The 20,010-nt window shown below is 73.0% G+C and carries 19 protein-coding genes and 1 tRNA gene; 4 read left to right on the forward strand and 16 right to left on the reverse strand.

Going from position 1 to position 20,010, the window contains the following annotated elements; genetic code table 11:
• Positions 1-119: 119 nt before the first annotated feature.
• Together AC1UE4_RS06600 and AC1UE4_RS06605 are read left to right on the forward strand one after the other, a co-directional pair.
• Positions 120-326 (forward strand): hypothetical protein, encoded by a 207-nt coding sequence (locus AC1UE4_RS06600; protein ID WP_482916424.1) that lies wholly within the window; start codon positions 120-122, stop codon positions 324-326.
• A gap of 36 nt (positions 327-362) precedes the next feature.
• Positions 363-623 (forward strand): hypothetical protein, encoded by a 261-nt coding sequence (locus AC1UE4_RS06605; RefSeq protein WP_482916425.1) that lies wholly within the window; start codon positions 363-365, stop codon positions 621-623.
• 176 nt (positions 624-799) lie between these two features.
• Here the strand turns inward: AC1UE4_RS06605 and AC1UE4_RS06610 are convergent, their stop codons facing one another.
• The 5 genes from AC1UE4_RS06610 to AC1UE4_RS06630 form a co-directional block, all read right to left on the reverse strand.
• Positions 800-1,069, reverse strand: coding sequence for an HNH endonuclease (locus tag AC1UE4_RS06610; protein ID WP_482916426.1), 270 nt, complete (start codon positions 1,067-1,069; stop codon positions 800-802).
• Positions 1,070-1,237: 168 nt separating this feature from the next.
• Positions 1,238-1,310, reverse strand: a tRNA-Asn gene (locus AC1UE4_RS06615).
• Positions 1,311-1,349: 39 nt separating this feature from the next.
• Positions 1,350-2,015, reverse strand: coding sequence for a helix-turn-helix domain-containing protein (locus AC1UE4_RS06620; RefSeq protein ID WP_482916427.1), 666 nt, complete (start codon positions 2,013-2,015; stop codon positions 1,350-1,352).
• A 44-nt stretch (positions 2,016-2,059) separates the two neighbouring features.
• Positions 2,060-4,102 (reverse strand): DNA primase, encoded by a 2,043-nt coding sequence (dnaG, locus tag AC1UE4_RS06625; RefSeq protein ID WP_482916428.1) that lies wholly within the window; start codon positions 4,100-4,102, stop codon positions 2,060-2,062.
• The gene (locus AC1UE4_RS06630; RefSeq protein ID WP_482918214.1) at positions 4,103-5,128 is read right to left on the reverse strand and encodes a deoxyguanosinetriphosphate triphosphohydrolase; all 1,026 of its coding nucleotides are present in this window, start codon (positions 5,126-5,128) and stop codon (positions 4,103-4,105) included. It abuts the gene before it with no gap.
• 140 nt (positions 5,129-5,268) lie between these two features.
• Between AC1UE4_RS06630 and AC1UE4_RS06635 the strand changes: the two genes are divergently transcribed.
• Positions 5,269-6,180: a zinc-binding dehydrogenase gene (locus AC1UE4_RS06635; RefSeq protein ID WP_482916429.1), complete on the forward strand. Its 912-nt coding sequence runs from the start codon at positions 5,269-5,271 to the stop codon at positions 6,178-6,180.
• 7 nt (positions 6,181-6,187) lie between these two features.
• On the opposite strand, the gene ppdK is transcribed toward AC1UE4_RS06635, so the two are convergent.
• Together ppdK and recO are read right to left on the reverse strand one after the other, a co-directional pair.
• Positions 6,188-8,815 (reverse strand): pyruvate, phosphate dikinase, encoded by a 2,628-nt coding sequence (ppdK, locus tag AC1UE4_RS06640; protein ID WP_482916430.1) that lies wholly within the window; start codon positions 8,813-8,815, stop codon positions 6,188-6,190.
• Positions 8,816-8,828: 13 nt separating this feature from the next.
• On the reverse strand, positions 8,829-9,554 hold the full coding sequence (recO, locus tag AC1UE4_RS06645) for a DNA repair protein RecO (RefSeq protein ID WP_482916431.1): 726 nt from the start codon (positions 9,552-9,554) through the stop codon (positions 8,829-8,831).
• A gap of 21 nt (positions 9,555-9,575) precedes the next feature.
• On the opposite strand from recO, the gene AC1UE4_RS06650 reads away from it, so the two are divergent.
• Entirely contained in the window at positions 9,576-9,830 is a 255-nt protein-coding gene (locus tag AC1UE4_RS06650) for a glutaredoxin family protein (protein WP_482916432.1), read from the forward strand.
• On the opposite strand, the gene AC1UE4_RS06655 is transcribed toward AC1UE4_RS06650, so the two are convergent.
• The 9 genes from AC1UE4_RS06655 to AC1UE4_RS06695 all read right to left on the reverse strand — a co-directional run bounded on the left by AC1UE4_RS06655 (position 9,827) and on the right by AC1UE4_RS06695 (position 19,969).
• Positions 9,827-11,068, reverse strand: a complete 1,242-nt coding sequence (locus tag AC1UE4_RS06655) for a M28 family peptidase (protein ID WP_482916433.1) — start codon at positions 11,066-11,068, stop codon at positions 9,827-9,829. The two genes, AC1UE4_RS06650 and AC1UE4_RS06655, sit on opposite strands and share 4 nt — an antisense overlap.
• A complete protein-coding gene (gene mutM / locus AC1UE4_RS06660) occupies positions 11,035-11,874 on the reverse strand; it encodes a bifunctional DNA-formamidopyrimidine glycosylase/DNA-(apurinic or apyrimidinic site) lyase (protein ID WP_482916434.1) in 840 nt (279 codons plus the stop codon). Before mutM ends, AC1UE4_RS06655 begins: the two co-directional genes overlap by 34 nt.
• 16 nt (positions 11,875-11,890) lie before the next feature.
• Positions 11,891-13,036, reverse strand: coding sequence for a phosphopentomutase (locus AC1UE4_RS06665; RefSeq protein WP_482916435.1), 1,146 nt, complete (start codon positions 13,034-13,036; stop codon positions 11,891-11,893).
• A complete protein-coding gene (locus AC1UE4_RS06670) occupies positions 13,033-13,605 on the reverse strand; it encodes a hypothetical protein (RefSeq protein WP_482916436.1) in 573 nt (190 codons plus the stop codon). The genes AC1UE4_RS06665 and AC1UE4_RS06670 overlap by 4 nt, the downstream gene beginning before the upstream one ends.
• A gap of 33 nt (positions 13,606-13,638) precedes the next feature.
• A complete protein-coding gene (gene xerD / locus AC1UE4_RS06675) occupies positions 13,639-14,616 on the reverse strand; it encodes a site-specific tyrosine recombinase XerD (protein WP_482916437.1) in 978 nt (325 codons plus the stop codon).
• Positions 14,617-14,668: 52 nt separating this feature from the next.
• A complete protein-coding gene (locus tag AC1UE4_RS06680; protein WP_482916438.1) occupies positions 14,669-15,196 on the reverse strand; it encodes an NUDIX hydrolase in 528 nt (175 codons plus the stop codon).
• A complete protein-coding gene (locus AC1UE4_RS06685) occupies positions 15,193-16,332 on the reverse strand; it encodes a M20/M25/M40 family metallo-hydrolase (protein ID WP_482916439.1) in 1,140 nt (379 codons plus the stop codon). Before AC1UE4_RS06685 ends, AC1UE4_RS06680 begins: the two co-directional genes overlap by 4 nt.
• A gap of 55 nt (positions 16,333-16,387) precedes the next feature.
• Positions 16,388-18,073, reverse strand: coding sequence for a CTP synthase (gene pyrG / locus AC1UE4_RS06690; protein ID WP_482916440.1), 1,686 nt, complete (start codon positions 18,071-18,073; stop codon positions 16,388-16,390).
• A 168-nt stretch (positions 18,074-18,241) separates the two neighbouring features.
• Entirely contained in the window at positions 18,242-19,969 is a 1,728-nt protein-coding gene (locus AC1UE4_RS06695; protein WP_482916441.1) for a DNA repair protein RecN, read from the reverse strand.
• Positions 19,970-20,010: the final 41 nt, after the last annotated feature.

Raw genomic sequence — 20,010 nt, forward strand, 5'->3', positions numbered from 1 at the left:
TGGTGGAGCACGCGTGCCAACGTGACGCTGGTGGACGGATTTTCGATGTGAGCGGGCGCTTGGTACGAAGAGGGTTGTCGCGTGGCTTCTCTTGCGTTCGTCCGGGTCGGATTGGTCGCATGACGCCTGCGCCACGCCGGCGGCGCCACAGCGTCATCCAGATCGACACCTGCACCGGGGCGGAGCAGCGGCTGCCCAACCTGTTTCATCCGTCGTCGACCGGCTACCTGTTCACCGAAGCAGAAGCCTTCGAAGCGGTTGAGTGGCGCACCGACAACCTGTCGCCGCGCTACCGGTACCGCATCGAACCGCCGACCGACCCCTGATCCTGCATCGTGGTTCCGACCTGATCGTGCGGCAACGTGCGCGGCGTGAGTCCCACAAGGCAGGGCCAGCAGGCACGGAAGGCCGATCAGCCGCGACGGACGCAACAGACGCCGTGGCCGGACATCAAGGACGTCCTCGAGATCCAGGTCGATCTCGCAACCGAACGGCTGCACGCCGCGCTTCTTCACCGCAGCGAGGCCGACGCCCATACCGCGGCCGGCTACTTGAAGGAGGCCGCCGAGGAGATCCTCTCCATGACGGCAGGCGGCCGTCCGCGCTTCGGCAAGAAGTCCTGATGCTGTGGGAGGAAAGCTCCATGGGGCGTCCTGCGGCGCGGCCGTAGCGTCCTTGGCGACAGTCGGCACGGGGTCCCCCAATCACGTGCCGGACGTTGGGACAAGCGACGGCTCGGAGTACGTCTCCGGGGCTTCGAGCCGACGCGCCCACGTTGGCAGGCTGTGGCGGCAAGGCATCAGCCGCCACCCTTGGCGCGGTTGCATCGACCGCAGAGCGCCTGCAGGTTGCTTGGGGCGTGCGCGTGGCCGCCGGCCGCCAGCGGGACGATGTGATCAACCTCGGTCGCCGGGTTGCCGCAGATGCGGCAGCGGTATCCGTCGCGCGTGAGGATGTCCGCGCGGACGATCCGCCACGACCGGCCTCGCGGGCGGCGCGTCGCGGCGTGAGCGCTGCAGCGGCCGCCGGGTGACGGGATGCCGCAGATGCGGCAGGCGCGTAGCGCCATCAGCCGAACACCTCGAAGATGAACGGCGTGGCCGGGTTCTCCGCTTCGGCGACCGTGCGGGACGACGAGGACCCCGTGCCGACCGGCTGAGTTGCCCGTCGAGCGCAATTGGTACCCGATTTGGTACCTGAAACGGCGAAGCGCCCGACGGGGCGGGCGCTTCTGAAGCTCCGGGGGTGGGACTCGAACCCACAACCTAACGGTTAACAGCCGTTCGCTCTGCCGGTTGAGCTACCCCGGACCGTGCTACCGAGAGTCATCGGCACCTGGCCGGACAATCTTAGGGGAGGGTAGCGGCGCCCGTCTCGACCTCTGCATGGCAATTGGCGCAGAGCAGGACGCACTTCCCCGCTTCCTGCCGGAGCGCGTCGATGGACCGCGCCAGGCCGCGGCCGCCCAGGGCGAAGCGCTTCGTCGCAGGGTCGACGTGGTGGAACTGCAGCGCCGCGACCGTCCGCGCGTAGCCGCAGAGCAGGCAGGCGCCGCCCGCCTCGCTCACGAGCTGCGCCTTGGCTCGTCTGCGCCATGCGGTGACGGCGTCGGCGCGGCAGCGCCGGCAGAAGACCGATCCGTCCGCGCGCCGGCTGTGCCGCGAGCGCCCGTGGACGTCGCAGGTCTCGATCAGCGGCACCGCGTGGCGCCCGCGGGCGGCCCGCGCCGCATCGGTCGTGCGGAGTTCGTAGCGCGCCATCCAGTAACGGACGGTCGCGAGGCTGCGATCCACCCGCTCGGCGATTGCGCGCATCGTCAGGTTCTCGGCGACGAGCACCTCGAGCGTGTCGCGGTCGAGTGCGCCCCGCGCCCGGTTGCGCGGTTGTGAGGACGGCTGCAGACCGTGACGGTGGCACCAGTAGCTCACCGTCGACTGATGCAGCCCGACGCGGCGTCCGATCTCCGATTGCGAGAGACCCTCCCGCAGCATCGCCTCCAAGACCTCCCTGTCCACGGGGCGAACACTAGTTCGGGTTGCGGACGGAAGCGTCGCTGCGGTCAGCCGGTTTCGACCGCTCGTTCCATCGCCTTGTCGAACTCCTCCTGGAGCGTTTGGAGCTGGGCGGCGAGGGCCGTCGCTCCCTCCTCCCCCGCTTCGCGGACGCGTTGCATGCGGCGGCGGACCCGGCGGATCTCGAGTTGGAGGCGCTGGGTGTCGAAGGTTGCCGGGGTCGGGGGCTCCATCGCGTTGCGGGCGAGGAGCTCGCGGAGGAGCGTCGTGAGCTCCTCGTCGTCGTCGGCGATGCCGTCGAGCGGTGCGTGGAGGTGCTCGCGGAGGTGGAGCGCCGCGCGGCGGGTGAGTGCGGAGGTGAACGACTCGTCGACGTCGAGCGCCTTGAGCGCCTCGTTGCCGTGCCCCGGCATCGCGATGCAGAACTGCAGGAAGCGCCGCTCGGCCTCCTCGGTGCGGGCGAGGATCGAGGCGACGCTCGGCTCGGCGCGCCGCGGGTCGGGCGCGGAGAAGTCGCGACGCGGGCCGCCGCGGAAGTCGCCGCGGCCGCCGCGCTGCCCGCCGCGTGAGAAGTCGCGGCGATCGCCGCTGCCGCGCGTGTCTCGGTGGGAGCCGGAGAAGTCGCGAGACGCGGCGGGCGGCGGGCCGAAGCGGCCGGGGTCTTCGTCCTCCTCGATCCACGACATGTCCGGCGGCGGTGCCGACTCGTCGCGGCCGGGGTCGCGGGCGTAGGGATCGGCTGCGGGGCGAGATGGCGAGGGAGCCGGGCGGGGCGATTGCCGCGGTGGGGCGGGCGGCCGGGAGGCCGGGCGGCGGAGGAGGTCCTCGACGAGGTCGGCGGGGACGTCGAGGCGGTCGCTGACGGTGCGCAGGAGCTCCTGGCGCAGGACGCTCGCGGGCAGCTGGGCGAAGACGGGACGGATCTCGTCGAGGACGCGGTCCTTGCCCTCGGCGGACAGGAGGTCGCCCTTCGCGAGCGCGCGCAGGACGCGGAAGCGCACGAACGGCATCGACTTCTCGACCAGGGCGCGGACGCCGTCGGCGCCGTCGCGCTGGACGAGCTCGGCCGGGTCCAGACCCTCGGGCACCGGCAGCACGCGGAGCTCGAGGTTCTCGGAGCCGGCGACCCGCGCCGCGCGCAGCATCGCCTCCTGCCCCGCGTTGTCGGCGTCCAGCGCCAGGTGCGCGACCGGCGCGAGCCGCCGCAGCGCCCGGATCTGATCTTCCGTGATCGCGGTGCCCATCACGCAGACGACGTTCTGGAACCCCGCCTGCCGCAGCGCGATCACGTCGGTGTAGCCCTCGGTGACGATCAGCGTGCCCGCCTTCGCCGCGGCCGCTCGCGCGAGGTGCGCGCCGTAGACCTGCCGGCCCTTGTGGAAGAGCTCGCTCTCCGACGTGTTGAGGTACTTCGGCGGCCGGCCGCCGGCCATCGCCCGCGCGCCGAAGCCGATCACGCGCCCGCGCGTGTCGCACAGCGGGAACATGATCCGCTCGCGGAAGCGGTCCGTCCGGTTCTTGCCGAGCAGGCCCGCCGCGTTCAGCACGCCGTCGCTGTAGCCCGCCTTCTGCGACGCGACGACCACGCGGTCCCACGCCGCCGGGGAGTACCCGACGCGGAACTCCCGCAGCGCCTCCTCCGACAGGCCGCGGCCGGCCAGGTACTCCCGCGCCGGGGCGGCCTCAGGGGACTCCCACAGCACCCGCTCGTAGTAGGCCGCCGTCCGCTCGAGGACCTCGTACAGCCGCGCCTGCCACTTCCGGCGCTCGGCCTCGCGCGGGTCCTCCTCCTCCATCTCGAGCTCGATCCCGTACCGGTCCGCGAGCAGCTCGATCGCCGTCTTGAAGTCAACCCCCTCCGTCTTCATGACGAAGTCCACGCCGCTGCCGTTCTCGCCGCAGCCGAAGCAGTAGAAGACCTTCTTGACTGGGTCGACGCTGAAGGACGGGGAGCGCTCGTCGTGGAACGGGCAGAGCGCCATGAAGCTCGACGCGCCGGTCCGCCGCAGCTCGGTCCGCGAGCCGACGAGGTCCTCCATGTCGAGCCGGTCCTTCACCCGCTCGACCGACTCCAGCGTGTACCGGGCCACCTAGACCCCCGCGGCCGGGACGGTCAGCTCCGAGAACGTCCGCGTCGCGAACCGGTCGGTCATGCCGGCGATGTAGTCCGTGACCCGCTGCGCCAGGTCGGCGTCCTCGGCACCGCCGCCGTCGGGGATCCGCTCCGGATGCGCGACGTACTCCTCGAAGAGCGCGCGAATCATCCGCTCGACCTTCTCGACCTCGTGCCGCGCGACCGGCCCGAGGTAGACCTCGTCGAACATGAACTGGCGCAGCGCGGCCATCGCCTCGCCGACCTCGCGCCCCTGAACGATGTCGCCCGCCTCGGCCGAGTGCTCGACGAGGTCGTGGACGAGCCGGTCGATGCGCGTCGAGCCGTCCGGACCGAGCACCTCGATCGCGTCGGCCGGCAGCGCGTCGAGCGACAGCACGCCCGCCCGCACCGCGTCGTCGATGTCGTGGTTGATGTACGCCACCCGGTCGACGAGCCGCACGATCCGCCCCTCGAGCGTGCTCGGCATCGGCGCGCGGCCCGAGTGGCAGAGGATCCCGTCGCGCACGCGCGCGTCGAGGTTGAGGCCGGCGCCGTCGCGCTCCAGCCGCTCGACCACCCGCAGCGAGTGCTCGAAGTGGCGGAACGAGCGCCCGAACCGCTGCTGCAGGCACTCGTCGAGCGCCGCCTCGCCGATGTGCCCGAAGGGCGGATGGCCGAGATCGTGCCCCAGCCCGATCGCCTCCGTGAGGTCCTCGTTGAGCGACAGCGCCCGCGCGACGGTCCGCGAGATCGCCGTGACCTCGAGCGTGTGCGTCAGCCGCGTCCGGTAGTGGTCGCCTTCGGGCGCCACGAAGACCTGCGTCTTGTGCTTGAGCCGGCGGAACGACTTGCAGTGGACGACCCGGTCGCGATCGCGCTGGAACGGCGTGCGGAGCGAGCAGTCCTCCTCGGGGTGCACGCGCTCGGCCGGGTACGAGCGGGCGGCCAGCGGCGAGAGCGCGGCGTCCTCCCACGCCCTCCGGCGTGCGGCGAAGTCCGACGCGACGTTGCCCGCGGTCATGTGCACGCCTCGATTCTCTCAGGCGATGCCGTCGCACCCGGCCTCCCCCGGCCGGGTCCCGCACTTCGCGGACGATTTCGTGGCAGTTCCGGCACGAACCGTGCGTCTTCCGTGACGTTCCGCCTGCGAAGGTGCCCCTCATGCGCGCCCTCATCGCCCCGAACGCCGAGATCGCCGAGGTCCCCGATCCCGAGCCGCTGCCCAACCAGGCGCTCGTCGCGGTCCGCGCGGTCAGCATCAACCGGGGCGAGGTGCGCCGGATGACGAGCGCCGACCAGCCGGGGACGCCGCAGGGCTGGGACCTCGCCGGCGTCGTCGAGCGCGCGGCGCAGGACGGCAGCAGCCCACCCGCGGGCGCGCGGGTCGTCGGCATCACGAACGCGCCGCCGCGCGCGTGGGCCGAGCGCGTCGCCATCGCCGGCCGCGACCTAGCCGTCGTCCCGGACGCCGTCTCGTTCGAGCAGGCCTCCACCCTCCCCGTCGCCGGCCTGACCGCGCTGAAGGCGTTCGACATCGCGGGCAGCGTGCTCGGCAAGTCCGTGCTGGTCACGGGAGCGAGCGGCGGCGTCGGGCGGTTCGCGCTGCAGCTCGCGCGGCTCGGCGGCGCCACGCGCGTCGTCGGGCTCGCCCGCCGCGGCGAGGGCCTGACCGGCCTGGGCGCCCACGAGGTCGTCAGCGATCTCCAGAGCACCGGCGAGACGTTCGACGTCGTCATCGACGCCGTCGGCGGACCCGTCTTCGCGCAGGCGCTCGAGCGCGTCGCGCAGTGGGGCGTCGTCGTGACCTTCGCCGCGACGACCGGCGAGCCCGCCGAGTTCGTGACCCGCGTCCTCTACGGCAAGGGCATCCGCGTCGAGGGCTTGCTCATCTTCCCGGCGCTCGAGGCCGAGCACGGCGCTCGCCGCGCCTTCGAGCGGATGCTCGGCATCGTCGAGCGCGGCGACGTCGACTGCCAGATCGACCTCACGCTGCCGTGGGATCGCGCCGGCGAGGCCGTGCAGGCGCTCCTGGACCGCCGCGTCGGCGGCAAGGCGGTCTTGACCGTGGAGTAGGGCGGCCTCAGTCGCCCGACCGGATCGCCGCCTGCGCCGCGGCGACGCGGGCGACGGGCACGCGGTACGGCGAGCACGACACGTAGTCGAGCCCGTTGTCGTGGAAGAACGCGATCGAGTCGGGGTCGCCGCCATGCTCGCCGCAGATCCCGAGCTTGAGGTCGGCCTTCGCGCTCTTCCCTAGCCACGCGCCCATGCGGACGAGCTGGCCGACGCCGGGCGTGTCGAGCGTCTCGAACGGCGACCGGTCGAACACCTTCAGGTCGATGTACCGGGCGAGGATGCGGCCCTCGATGTCGTCGCGCGAGAAGCCGATCGCGGTCTGCGTCAGGTCGTTCGTGCCGAACGAGAAGAAGTCCGCCGAGGCCGCGATCTCGTCGGCGCGCATGCAGGCGCGCGGCAGCTCGAGCATCGTGCCGACGAGGTAGTGCTCGCCACGCTCGAGCCCGTGCCGCGTCCCGGTCCGGATGATGAGGTCGCGCATGAGCTGCAGCTCGCGCTCGTAGGCCACCAGCGGGATCATGATCTCGACCGGTGGGAGCTTCCCCGTCCGCTCCCGCACCGCGACGGCGGCGCCGAAGATCGCCTCGGCCTGCATCTCGTACAGGTCGGGCTGCAGCAGGCCGAGCCGGATGCCGCGCGTGCCGAGCATCGGGTTCGCCTCCTCGTAGAAGCGCACGCGATCCAGCAGGTGCTCTAGCCGCTCGAGGTCGTCTGACTGCTCGATCCGCGCGACCTCGACGTCCTGCTCGACCTGCGCGCGGTGCGGGAGGAACTCGTGCAGCGGCGGGTCGAGCAGCCGGATCGTCACCGGGTGCCCCTCCATCGCCTCGAAGAGCCCTTCGAAGTCGCCCTGCTGCAGCGGCGCGAGCTCGCCCAGCGCCGCCTTCCGATCCTCCTTCGTGTCGGCCAGGATCGCGTCGACCATCTTCTCCTGGCGTTCCTCGCCGAAGAACATGTGCTCCGTGCGGCACAGCCCGATGCCCTCGGCGCCGAAGTCCCGCGCCCGCGCCGCGTCCTCCGGCGTATCGGCGTTCGTGCGCACGCCGAGGCGGCGCAGCTCGTCCGCCCAGCCCAGGACGCGCTCGAAGTGCTCGGACACCTCGGCGTCGACCAGCGGAACGTCGTCGACGGTGATGCAGCCCGTCGAGCCGTCGATGCCGATGTAGTCGCCCTCGCCCAGCTCGAGGTCCTTGATCTTCACCCTCCGCGACTGCAGGTCGATGTCGACCTCCGAGGCGCCCGTGACCGCCGGCACGCCCATGCCGCGCGCCACCAGCGCCGCGTGCGACGCCTTGCCGCCCTCGCTGGTCAGGATCCCCTTCGCGGCATGGAACCCGGCGACGTCGTCGGCCTCGGTGAACGGCCGCACGAGGATGACCTCGCGCCCGTCGTGCGCGGCGCTGACCGCCTCGTGCGCGGTGAAGATGATCTCCCCGCGCGCCGCGCCCGGCGACGCCGCCACACCGTACGTGATGCACGAGTGGCCGCCCTCGGGATCGAACGTCGGGTGCAGCAGCGCGTCGAGCGTCTCGGTGTCGATCGTGAGCAGCGCCTGGTCCTTCGACAGCAGCCCCTCGTCCACCGCGTCGCACGCGAAGCGCACCGCGGCCTGGGCCGGGCGCTTGGCGTTGCGCGTCTGCAGCATGTACAGACGCGCCTCCTCGATGGTGAACTCGGTGTCCTGCATGTCGCCGTAGTGGCGCTCGAGCGTGCGGAGGATGTCCATCAGCTCCGCGTGCGCCTCGGGCATCCACTCCTTCAGCTCGCGGATGTCGCGCGGCGTGCGGACGCCCGACACGACGTCCTCGCCCTGCGCGTTCTGCAGGAAGTCGCCGGACGGTTCGGGCTCGCCGGTCACCTCGTCGCGGCTGAACGCCACGCCCGACCCGCTCGTCTCGCCCTTGTTGCCGAACACCATCTGCTGGACGTTGACCGCCGTCCCCCACTCGTCGGGGATGCGGTTGATGCGGCGGTACTCGACGGCGCGCGCGCCGTTCCACGAGTCGAAGACGGCCTTGATCGCCTGGCGCAGCTGCTCGCGCGGGTCGTCGGGGAAGTCGTAGAAGCCCTTGAACGCCTCGGTCAGGCCGCGCAGCGCGTCGACGTCGAGGTCGGTGTCGAGCTTCACCCCGCGCTCGCCCTTCACGCGCTTGATCTCGTTCTCGAAGCGCTCGCCCTCGATGCCGCGCACGACGTTGCCGAACATCTGGACGAAGCGTCGGTAGGAGTCCCACGCGAAGCGCTCGTTGTCGGTCTTCGCGGCGAGCCCGGCGACGGAGCGGTCGTTCAGCCCGAGGTTGAGGACCGTGTCGAGCATGCCCGGCATCGACTCGCGCGCGCCGCTGCGCACGGAGACGAGCAGCGGGTCCTCGTCGTCGCCCAGGCGCTTGCCGGCGTGCTCCTCCAGCCGGGCGAGCGCCGCGTCGACCTGCTCCTCCAGGCCGTCGGGCATCTCCTGTCCCGACTGCATGTAGGCGACGCACGCCTCGGTGGTGATGGTGAACCCGGCGGGCACGCGGTCGGCGCCCAGGATCCGTGTCATCTCGGCGACGTTCGCGCCCTTGCCGCCGAGCAGGTCGCGCAGCTCGCGCGATCCCTCGGTGAAGTCCAGGACCCACTTCGTGTTCTCCATGCGAAGCGGAGTTCTACCGCGTCAGCGCCGGGCGCAGCCGCAGGTGCGCGTGGTGCTCGACGGTGTCGAGGATCGCGCGCTCCGCCTGGCGCAGGGCGCGGTCGTCGGCGCCCGGCGCATCCGCGAGCGGACGGCCGAGCGCGCCGGTCATGAAGGCGTGGGCCTCCTCGGAGAGCGGGAACGCCGAGCCCTCGCACGACCCGCACACCACGCCGCCCGCCGCGCCCGAGAAGCCGCTGATGTGCTCGCGGTCGCCGCACACCGCGCAGCCGGCCAGGTGCGGGGCGAGACCGGCGGCGAGCAGGAGCTTGAGCCGGAACGCGAGCTGGTTGGCGAGCGTGGCGTGCCTCGCCGGGTCGGCGTCGAGCAGCCCGAGCTCGTTGGCGAGCAGGTGGAACACCGGCGGGTTCGGGTCGTCGCTGTCGAACAGCCGCCCGACCGCATCGGCCGCGCGGCTGGCGAAGTCGAGCGCGCGCATGTCGACCCGCAGCCGCGCGTGCGGCGCGACCGTCTCGGCGCCCGTGACGGTGAAGAGGTCGCTGCGGCCCTCGTACAGGACCAGCTCGAGCCGGAAGAACGGCTCGAGCCGCCCGCCGAAGCGGCTCTTGGCGCGCCGGACGCCCTTCGCGATCGCGCCGATCCGCCCGCGATGGGGCGTGTAGAGGTGCAGGATCCGGTCGGCCTCGCCGTAGCGCAGCGTGCGCAGGACGATCGCCTCCGTCTTGACTGAACCCGCCACGGCCCGCGCTACCCTGGGCTCGTGGCCGATGTCGTTGTGTACACAACCGACCCGTGCTCGTTCTGCGCACGGGTGAAGCAGCTCCTGAACGCGCGGAAGATCGAGTACACCGAGGTCAACATGGCACGTGACCCGGCCGGAAGGGCCGAGCTCGTGCAGAAGACCGGGATGATGAGCTTCCCCCAGGTCGTCATCGACGGCGAGGTCCTCGGCGGCTTCCAGGAGACGCTCGCCGCCGACCAGAGCGGCAAGCTGCGCGAGCTGCTCGCCGCCTAGCCGGCAAGCGCCCTCAGGGCCTCGTCGGCGGCCCGCGCCATGCGGGTCGTCAGCCGCGCGTCGACGTGCGCGCGCGTGTCGCAGGCCCGGTGGTAGCAGCGGTCGCGAGCGCGACCGCCCGGACCTCGCTCGTCGCCGCCGGTGTAGATGCCGCCGACCGGGATGCCGGCCTCCTCGAACGGCCAGTGGTCGGACACCGCGCCGACGCGCGACTCCTCGACGTCCCCGGGGAGCGCGTCGCGCAGCGCCCGCTCGACCCGGTTGCCGGTGTCGTAGACCTCGATCACCGCGTTCGGAGAGCCGATCATGTCGAGGTTCACGTACGCGCGGATCGCCTTGCGCTCGGTCGCCGACAGCGAGTCGACGTACCGCCGCGAGCCGTCGAGCCCGATCTCCTCCGCCGCCCAGAACCCGAGCCGCAGGCTCGTCCCCCGCGCTCGCTCGGCGATCGCCAGCAACCCCGCGACGCCGCTCCCGTCGTCGTTGATCCCCGGCCCGGCCGCCACCGAGTCGAGGTGCGCGCCCGCCATGACGACCGGGCCGTCGCCGCCGCCGTCGGCGATGACGTTCCGCGTCGTGCGGACCTCGGACGTCGTGTCGATGTCGACCCGGACCGGCGCACCGGCCCGTGCGAGCCGTGCCGCGGCCGGACCGGTCAGCGAGATCGCCGGGATCCGCAGGCCGCGCGGCGTGATGAGCGTCGCCCGCGTCGGCTCCTCGGCGTCCTCGTCGACGACCGCGATGCCGCCCGCGCCCGCCTCCTGCGCGGCGAGCAGCTTCTGCCGGAAGCGGCACGTCCCGCGCTTGACCATCGCGAGGTCGTCGCGCGTCAGCGAGCCGAGCTCCGCCGCCTCGCAGCCGAGCGTGTCGAACGGCCGCGGCCGCAACGTGCCGCGGAACGCGGGCGAGAACTGCTGGACCGCGAAGTCGTCGCCCTCGCGCAGCGATCCCACGCGCGGGCGGCCGTGAACGGCGTGGAACGGAACGCGCAGCGTCTCCAGGCGCACGTTCCAGCCGAGCCGGCGCAGCTCGCCCGCGACGTAGTCGGCGGTCCGCCGGTCGCCGTCGCTGCCCGCGGCGCGGTTGCCGCCGCTCGCGTCGGCGATGCGCTGCAGCGCGGTGAGGTGGCGCTCGATGTCCGGGACGGTGATCTCGCCGCCGCCCGTCGAGGCGAGCACCGCGGCCAGCGCGACGAGCAGCTTCGTCATCGACGCCGCCGGCGCGGCGGCGGCTGGCACGTCTCGCAGGCGTAGGTCCCGCGACCGGCGGCGACGAACTTCACGATCTCGCCGCCGCACTCCGGGCAGCCCTCGCCGCGGCGGCGGTGGACGAGGAACTCGTTCTGGAAGCCGCCGTAGACGCCGTCGACGTGGCGGAAGTCGTCGATCGTGGCGCCGCCCGCGCCGAGCCCGGCCTCGAGCGACGCGACGACCGCGTCGCGCAGCGCGGCGAGCTGCTCGCGCTTCAGCGATCCGGCCGGCCGCAGCGGGTGGATCCGCGCGCGGAAGAGCGCCTCGTCGGCGTAGATGTTCCCCACGCCCGCGACCTTCGTCTGGTCGAGCAGGAACGCCTTGACCGGCGCCTTGCGGCCCTTCGCGAGCGCCCGCAGGTGGTCGGCGGTGAACGCGTCGCTCAGCGGCTCTACGCCGAGGCGCGGCGCGAAGAACGCCTCGAGGCCGTCCTCGCCGAGCGCCAGCTCCCCCGTCCCGAACCGCCGCGGGTCGCAGAACAGCAGCTGGCGGCCGTCGTCGAACGCGAACCGGACGCGCGCGTAGAGCGTGTCCGCCGGGGGGTCGACGAGCAGCGTCCCGGTCATGCGCAGGTGGACGAGCAGGAACACCTCGTCGGCGAAGCGCCAGATGAGGTACTTGCCGCGGCGCTCGAGCCGCTCGACGCGGCAGCCCTCGATCGCGGCGCGCAGCTCCTCCGGGTCGACGGGCGCGCACCAGCGCGCGTCGTCGATGCGCAGCTCCTCGACCGTGCGGCCCTCGACGATCGGCGCGAGCTGCCGGCGGATGGTCTCGACCTCGGGCAGCTCGGGCATCGCCCTTCGAGCGTAGTCAGAGGAAGGGCGTGCCGGGCGGGCCGTCTGACGGCTCGCCCGTGAGTCGGCGGACGACGGTCGCTCCGACGTCGGCGAGCGGGCCGTCGTGGCGGCCGCCGGGGACGCCCGGCCCCGTGGCGAGCAGCAGCGCGTGCTCGCGCGTGTGGTCGGTGTGCGGCGCGTCCATGTCGACGCCGTGGTCGGACGTGAGGACCAGCAGGTCGCCGTCGCGCAGCCGCTCGATCCAGCCGGCGGTGGCGGCGTCGATGACCTCGAGCGCGGCGACGAACCCCGCGCGGTCCTTGCGGTGGCCGTGAACCTGGTCGGTCTCGATGAGGTTCGCGAAGACGAGGCCGCGGTCGAGCTCGTCCATGAGCGCGCTCGTCCGCTCGATCGCCTCGGCGTTCGTGGCGCCGGGGTGGCGCTCGTCGAAGCCGCGGCCGGTGAAGAGGTCGGCCACCTTGCCGACGCCGTGCACGGGGACGCCGCGCTCGCGCAGCACGTCGAGGTGGCTGCGCGCCGGCGGCTCGAGCGCGTAGTCGCGCCGCCCGGGCGTACGGCGGAAGGCGCCCGGCTCGCCCGCGAACGGCCGCGCGATCACGCGCCCGACCTCGTGCGGCGGCGCCAGCGTCTCGCGGATCCGGGCGCACAGGTCGTGCAGCCCGGCCTCGGGGAGCACGTCGACGTGCGCGGCGACCTGCAGCACGGAGTCCTGCGACGTGTAGAGGATCGGCCGGCCGGTGCGCAGGTGCTCGGCGCCGAAGTCCTCGATCGCGGTGATGCCGTTGTAGGGCCGGTTGCAGAGGAACGGCGTGCCGGCGAGCGCTTCGAGCTGCGCGACGACCTCGACCGGGAAGCCGTCCGGGTACGTCGGCGGGGCGTGGCCGGCGACGACGCCCATGAGCTCCCAGTGGCCGGTCGTCGAGTCCTTGCCCGGTCCGAGCGCGTGGAGCCGGCCGTGGAGCGCGGGATCGCCCGCGGGCGCGACGCCCTCGATCGGGATGAGATTCCCGAGGCCGAGCTTCTCGAGGGCCGGCAGGTGCAGCCCGCCGACCGCCTCGGCGAGATGGCCGAGCGTGTTCGTCCCGGCGTCGCCGTAGTCGGCGGCGTCGGGCAGCGCGCCCACGCCGCAGGCATCCAGGACGACGACGAAGGCCCTCAAGCGCGCGGCCGGTCGAGCTCGACGGACCGCAGCAGCGGCCGGAAGACGGTGCGGTCGACGGGGGCGAAGACGGCGGGGTCCGAGAACGCGTCGATGACCAGCTCGGCGCCGTGCGCGTACACGTGCGTCGAGCGCACGCGCCGCGGGCGCCCCGCCACGGTCTCGTCGCCGACGACCTGGACCGCCGGGCGGCCGTCGACCTTCGTGAGGTGCGTCGCGATCGTCTTGAACGAGCCGTCACGGCCCTTCGCGGCGTTCACGAGGTTCGTCCGGGCGGTGGCGAGCGCCGCGCGGTCGCGCGGCAGCGGCTCGGTGCGCGGGTAGCGCCAGATCGCGATCGTGGCCGAGCCGGAGCTCGTCTGCCCGACGAGCGGCGCGCTGCCGTCGCCGAAGTGCCAGTCCGCGGGCGCCTCGAACTCGAGGCCCGCCTTCGGGTACGCCACGGTCGTCTTGACGCCCGCCGTGAAGGGCGCTTCGGGATCGGGAGCGGTGAGGCGCTCGCGGCCGCAGCCGGCGGTCACGAGCGCGAGGGCGAGCAGGGTGACCGGGCCGCGGCGCACCCGCCCCATGGTGCCATCAGCGCCGCTTCACGCGGCGGCCGCTCACCGGCGGTCCTCCACGACGACCGGATCGTCGTGCTCCACCGCGCGCGGGTGCGCGGCGAAGTAGACGTCCTTGAGCTTCTGCGTCGAGACGTGCGTGTAGATCTGCGTCGTGGCGACGTCGGCATGGCCGAGCATCTCCTGCACCGACCGCAGGTCGCAGCCGCCGGCCAGCAGGTGCGTCGCGAAGGTGTGGCGCAGCGTGTGCGGGCTCATCTTGCCGTCGAGGCCGACCGCGCGCGCGTGGCGCTGGACGATCTTGTAGAGCCCCTGGCGGGTCAGGCCGCTGCCGCGGTGGTTGACGAAGAGGTGCGGCTCGTCGCGCAGGCCGACGAGGCGGGGCCGCCCGCGCTCGAGGTAGTGGCGCACCGCCTCGACGGCCTGGCGGCCCACCGGCACCAGCCGCTCCTTCGAGCCCTTGCCGTGCGCGCGCAGGATGCCGACGTCGAGGTCGACGTCCGAGACGGCGAGGCCGATCGCCTCAGACGCGCGCAGTCCGCACGCGTACATGACCTCCAGCAGCGCGCGGTCGCGCAGCGCGGCGGGGTCCGTGCCGCTTGGCGCGCTCAGCAGCTGCTGGACCTCGCCGCGGCCGAGCACGTGCGGCAGGCGCTGGCTCTTGCGCGGCGCGCGCAGGTCCGCGGTCGGGTCGCGATCGAGCATGCCCTCCCGGCGGAGGTGGCGGTAGAAGGAGCGCAGGCAGGCCGTCTTGCGCTGCAGCGTCGCGGGCGCGACCGCCGGGCGGTCGTCGCCGCCGGCGGCGAGCTCGTCCAGGAAGCCGGTCAGGTGCGCGTGCTCGGCATCCAGCGCGCTGACGCCCACCCGGTCGAGGTAGGCGCCGAACTGCAGCAGGTCGGATCGGTAGGCCTCGAGCGTGTTGCGCGACAGCCCGCGCTCGAACTCGAGGTAGCCGAGGAAGTCGAGGATGAGCCCGCCCATCTCCTGGCGTGGGCTCGCGGGATCGGCAGCGGTGGCCATGCCGGTGCGCTTCGCCGCGCGCCGGCCGCCTCCTCGCCGTGCAACGCGCCGTTCAGGCCGCTCCGTCGAGCAGCTGCGCGCGGCGCAGCCACAGCAGCCCGGTGAGCGTCTTGGCGTCGGTGTTGACGTCGATGAGCGCGTCGAGCTCGTCGAGCGGCCAGGTCACGAGCGTGATCCCCTCCTCGCCGTCGGCGTCCGGCTCCCCCACCTTCGTCAGGCCCGTCGCGAGGAAGATGTGGACCTGCTCGTCGGTGAAGCCGACGCTCGACCAGTACGTCGTGGCGTGGACCCAGCTGCCGGCCTCCATGCCGATCTCCTCGACGAGCTCACGCTTGGCGGTCTTGAGCGCGCTCTCCCCCTCGACGTCCATGAGCCCGGCAGGGAGCTCGAGCACGTCGTCGCGGCCGATCGCCTCGCGCGGCTGCTTGACGAGGTAGAGCTGCGTCTCGTCGTAGGCGACCACGGCGACCGAGTCGGGAGCGTCGACCCACTCGCGGGTGCGGTCCCCGAAGTCGGCGCGCCTGACGGTGAAGCGCGGGCCGTCGTGGAGGGTCTCCTCGTTGGTGGGATCGAGCGTCATGGTCGGGCGAGCTCCTCGAGCAGGGCGAACGTGACGTCGAGCATGCCCTCGAGCGCGGCCACCGACACGCGTTCGGTCGGTTCGTGGTTGTCGACGGTGCCGTTGGCGAGGTTCGTGGTCGGCAGGCCGATGACCTCGAGCGCGTTGGCGTCGGAGGCTCCGCCCGTGGTGATCCGCGTGGGCGTGTAGCCGCAGCGCTGCAGCGCTCGTTCGGCGGCGAGCAGCTGCGGCGCGTCGGGCTGGTGGCGGTAGCCCTGGAAGAGCCGGGACACGTCGACGTCCACGTCGACGTCGCAGAGCGGGTCGTTGGCGGCGTCCTGGATGTGGTCGACCATCTCCCGCACGGTCTGCTCGACCTTGCGCGCGTCGAGCGATCGCGTCTCGCCGAGGAAGCGACAGCGGTCGGGGACGATGTTCGTGCCGGCCCGCCCGCCCTCGATGTTCGCGACGTTCGCGGTGGTCTCGTCGTCGAGGCGGCCGAGGCGCATCCGCGCGATGGCCTTGGCGGCGGCGAGGATCGCGCTGCGGCCGTCCTCGGGACGGATGCCGGCGTGCGCGGCCTTGCCGTGGAACTCGGCCTCGAGCCGGTAGTAGGTCGGCGTGGCGATCACGACCTCGCCGATCGGCGTCGCGTGGTCGTAGACGAACCCGAAGTCCGAGACGAGCTGGTCGCGCCGGACCTCCTTCGCCCCCGCGAGCGCGTCCTCCTCGGCGACGGTGAAGAGCAGCTCGATCCCCACCGGCGGCGGTTCCCGCGTCGCACGGCGGGCCGCGGCGAGCATGACCGCGACCGCCGCCTTGTTGTCGGCGCCGAGGATCGCGTCGTTCGCGTTCTCCCAGACGTCCTCCACCAGGACCGGCTCGATCGGCGTGTCGCCGTGCGGGACCGTGTCGAGGTGCGAGCACAGCAGCACGGTTGGCGTGCCCGGAGGACCGGGGATGCGGGCGACCAGGTTCCCCGCGTCGCCGCCGATCGCCTTGCCGGCGTCGTCTTCGGTGACCTCGAGGCCCATGCCGCGAAGCTCCGCGATGACGCGGTCCGCGCAGGCGCGCTCCCGTCGAGAGGGACTGGCGATCGCGCAGAGCTCGGCGAAGAGACCGTTGAGGGCGGCTCGCTCCTCCGACGTGGCCCTCACCGGACCGCTCCGGCATGCGCCGGCCAAGGCCGGCGAACGGGGTCGCCCCCGCTGATCACCCGCGGCCGAAGCGCGGGCCGACGCCCTCGGCCTCGGCGTCCGTCACCTCGGGCTCCTCGCCACGGCGGGCGCGCGCGTTGCGCAGGGACGCCTCGATGAAGTCGCGGAACAGCGGCGACGGGCGCTCGGGGCGCGACTTGAACTCGGGGTGGTACTGCGAGGCGACGAAGAACGGGTGGTCGCGCAGCTCGACGATCTCGACGAGGCGCTCGTCCGGCGAGGTGCCCGAGATGACGAGGCCCGCCGCCTCGAGCCGCTTGCGCAGGAGGTTGTTGACCTCGTAGCGGTGGCGGTGGCGCTCGTAGATGACGGCCTCGCCGTACAGCTCGCGGGCGCGGGTGTCGCCGTGCAGCTTCACCGGGTCGGCGCCGAGCCGCATCGTGCCGCCGAGGTCCGCGACCTCCTTCTGCTCGGGCAGGAGGTCGATGACGGGGAACGGCGTCTCGGGATCGAACTCGGTCGAGTTCGCGCCCTCCATGCCGGCGACGTGACGGGCGAACTCCGCGACGGCGATCTGCATGCCGAGGCAGATGCCGAGGTACGGCGTGCCGCTCTCGCGGGCGACCTTCGCGGCGGCGATCTTGCCCTCGATGCCGCGGCCGCCGAAGCCGCCGGGAACGAGGATGCCGTCGGCCTCGGCGAGGCGCTGCTCGGCGTCGGTGCGCTCGAGGTCCTCGGAGTCGATCCAGTCGATCTCGATCTTCGCGCCGTGAGCGAAGCCCGCGTGGCGGAGCGACTCGGAGACGGACAGGTACGCGTCCTCGAGCTTGACGTACTTGCCGACGAGTGCGATGCGGACGGTCTCGTCGGCGGTCTCGGCGCGATGGATCAGCTCGCGCCAGCCGTCCATCTCGGCGGGCGGGGCCTCGAGCCCCAGCTCCTCGAGGATGAGGTCGTCGACCCGCTGCTCCTTGTACGCGAGCGGGACCTTGTAGATGTTGTCGACGTCGTACGCGGAGACGACGGCCTCGGGCGGCAGCGACGCGAAGAGCGCGATCTTCTTGCGGATGTCGGTGCCGAGCGCGGCCTCCGAACGGCACATGAGCATGTCCGGCTGGATGCCGATGCGGCGCAGCTCGTTCACCGAGTGCTGGGTCGGCTTGGTCTTCAGCTCACCCGCGTGGCCGATGTACGGCACGAGCGTCAGGTGGATGTACATGCACCGGCGGCGGCCGACGTCGACCGGGAACTGCCGGATCGCTTCGAGGAACGGCAGCGACTCGATGTCGCCCACCGTGCCGCCGATCTCGGTGATCACGACGTCCACGCCGCTCGAGTCCGCCATGAGGCGGATGCGGTGCTTGATCTCGTCCGTGATGTGCGGGACGACCTGAACGGTGGCGCCGAGGTAGTCGCCGCGGCGCTCGCGGCGGATGACCGAGTTGTAGACGCCGCCGGCGGTCACGTTCGAGGCGCGGGTGGTGTTCGCGCTCGTGAACCGCTCGTAGTGGCCGAGGTCGAGATCGGTCTCGGCGCCGTCCTCGGTCACGAAGACCTCGCCGTGCTGGTACGGCGACATCGTGCCGGGGTCGACGTTGATGTACGGGTCGAACTTCTGGATGCCGACGCTGAGCCCGCGCGACACCAGCAGACGTCCGATGGAAGAGGCGGCGATCCCCTTCCCGAGCGACGAGACGACGCCACCGGTGACGAAGATGTAGCGGGTGTGGCGGTCGGTCATGAGGGCGTTCGCTCTCCGAGTGTAGGTGGTCCCGGACGCGTTCCACCGTAGACCGTCCCCCGGACGCCGCCGCGGGACGAACCCGCAAACACCGGACTTCGGCGTGAGAGCGCGGCGCGCGTCAGCGCGGGCGCCGGAGAAGGTGGCGAAGCCCGCGCTTGCGGGCCCCTAGGCGACCTTGCGGAGCTCCTGCGCGTGGCGGCGGGCGGCGAGGTCGGTCGCGTCGGCGCCGAGCATCCGGACGAGCTCGCCGACGACGGCCTTGCCCTTGAGCTCGGCGACCGTCGTCCGGGCGGGCTCGACGGTGGTGTCCTTCGCGATCGAGAAGTGGCGGTCGCCGAGGGACGCGATCTGCGGGAGGTGCGTGATGCAGAGGACCTGGCGGCCCTCGCCGAGCGCGCGCAGCTGCTCGCCGACCGCGCGGGCCGTCTGGCCGCCGATGCCCGCGTCGACCTCGTCGAACACGAGCGTCGCGTCACTGCCGTCGTTCGCCGTGCCGAGGATCGCGAGCATCACGCGCGACAGCTCGCCGCCCGAGGCGATCTCGCGCAGCGGCGCGGCCGGGACGCCGGGGTTCGGGGCGATGAGGAACTCGACGACGTCGGCGCCGGACGGGCCGGGCTCGCGGTCGCCGATCGTCACGTCGAACGCCGCGCCCTCCATCGCGAGGTCGGCAAGGCGCGCGCGGACCCCCTCGGCCAGCCGCGGCGCCGCCTTCTTGCGCGTCTTGCGCAACGCGGCGGCGCGACGCCGCAGGTCCTCGCGGGCCTCGCCCAGCTCCGCCGTCGCCTGCTCGAGCGCGACCTCGGCGTTGACGAGCTCGTCCCGGCGCTGCCGGCAGCGCTCGGCGTGCGCGAGCACCGCCGCGATCGACCCGCCGTGCTTGCGCTCCAGCCGATCGAGCGCGCCCAGGCGCTCCTCGACGACCTCGAGCCGCCCCGGCCCGTCGCCCTCGAGCCCGCCGCCGTAGCGCCGCAGCTCGCCGGCGAGGTCGTCCGCCTCGACGAGCAGTGCCCGGAAGCGGTCCGCCAGAGGATCGAGCTCGGCGTCCACGCCGGCGACCCCGTCGAGCCCGTGCTGCGCCGCGCCGAGCGTCTCGGGAAGAGAGACCGAGGAGCCGGCGCCTCCGCCGAAGGCGTCGTCGCCGCCGAAGCCCCCGGAGGGGCCGAAGGCTCCGCCGGCGTCCTCGCCGTCGAGCGCGGCGGCGGCCGCGAGCGCGGCGCCGCGGAGGGCTTCGACGTGGCGGAGGCGCTCGCGTTCGGCGAGGAGGGAGTCCTTCTCGGTCTCGGAGGGGTCGGCGTCCTCGATCTCGGCGAGCTCGAACTCGAGGAGGTCGAGCTCGCGGTCGCGGGCTCCGGCCCGCTCGCGCAGCTCGTCGAGCGAGGCCTCGAGGTCGCGGACGCGCGCGTGGACGCCGGCGAAGGCGCGGCGGGCCTCGAGGTGATCGTCGCCGCAGAACGCGTCGAGCAGCTCGAGCTGGGCGGAGGCGACGGTGAGCTTGCGGCTCTCGTGCTGGCCGTAGAACGCGACGAGCGTCGCCGCGACGTCGCGCAGGTCGCCGGCCGGGACGGTGCGGCCGCAGAGCAGCGCTCGGGTGCGTCCCTCGGCGGAGACGCGGCGGGCCAGCACCAGCTCCTCCGCGTCCTCGGGCAGCCGGTCGCCGAGCGCGTCGCGCAGTGCGCCGGGCAGCTCGAAGACGCCCTCGACGTACGCCTCGCGCGCGCCGGGACGGACGATCCCGCCGCGCGGTTTGCCGCCGAGAAGGAGGTCCAGCGCGTGCGCGAGCATCGTCTTGCCGGCGCCGGTCTCGCCGGTGATGACGTTCAGGCCGGGCCCGAGGCACAGCTCGGCCCGCTCGATCAGGAGGAGGTTCTCGACTCGCAGCTCCGTCAGCACGCGGCGCACGATGGCACCCGGTCCCGACGGAACCGCGTCGA

Source organism: Parviterribacter kavangonensis (assembly GCF_056863335.1).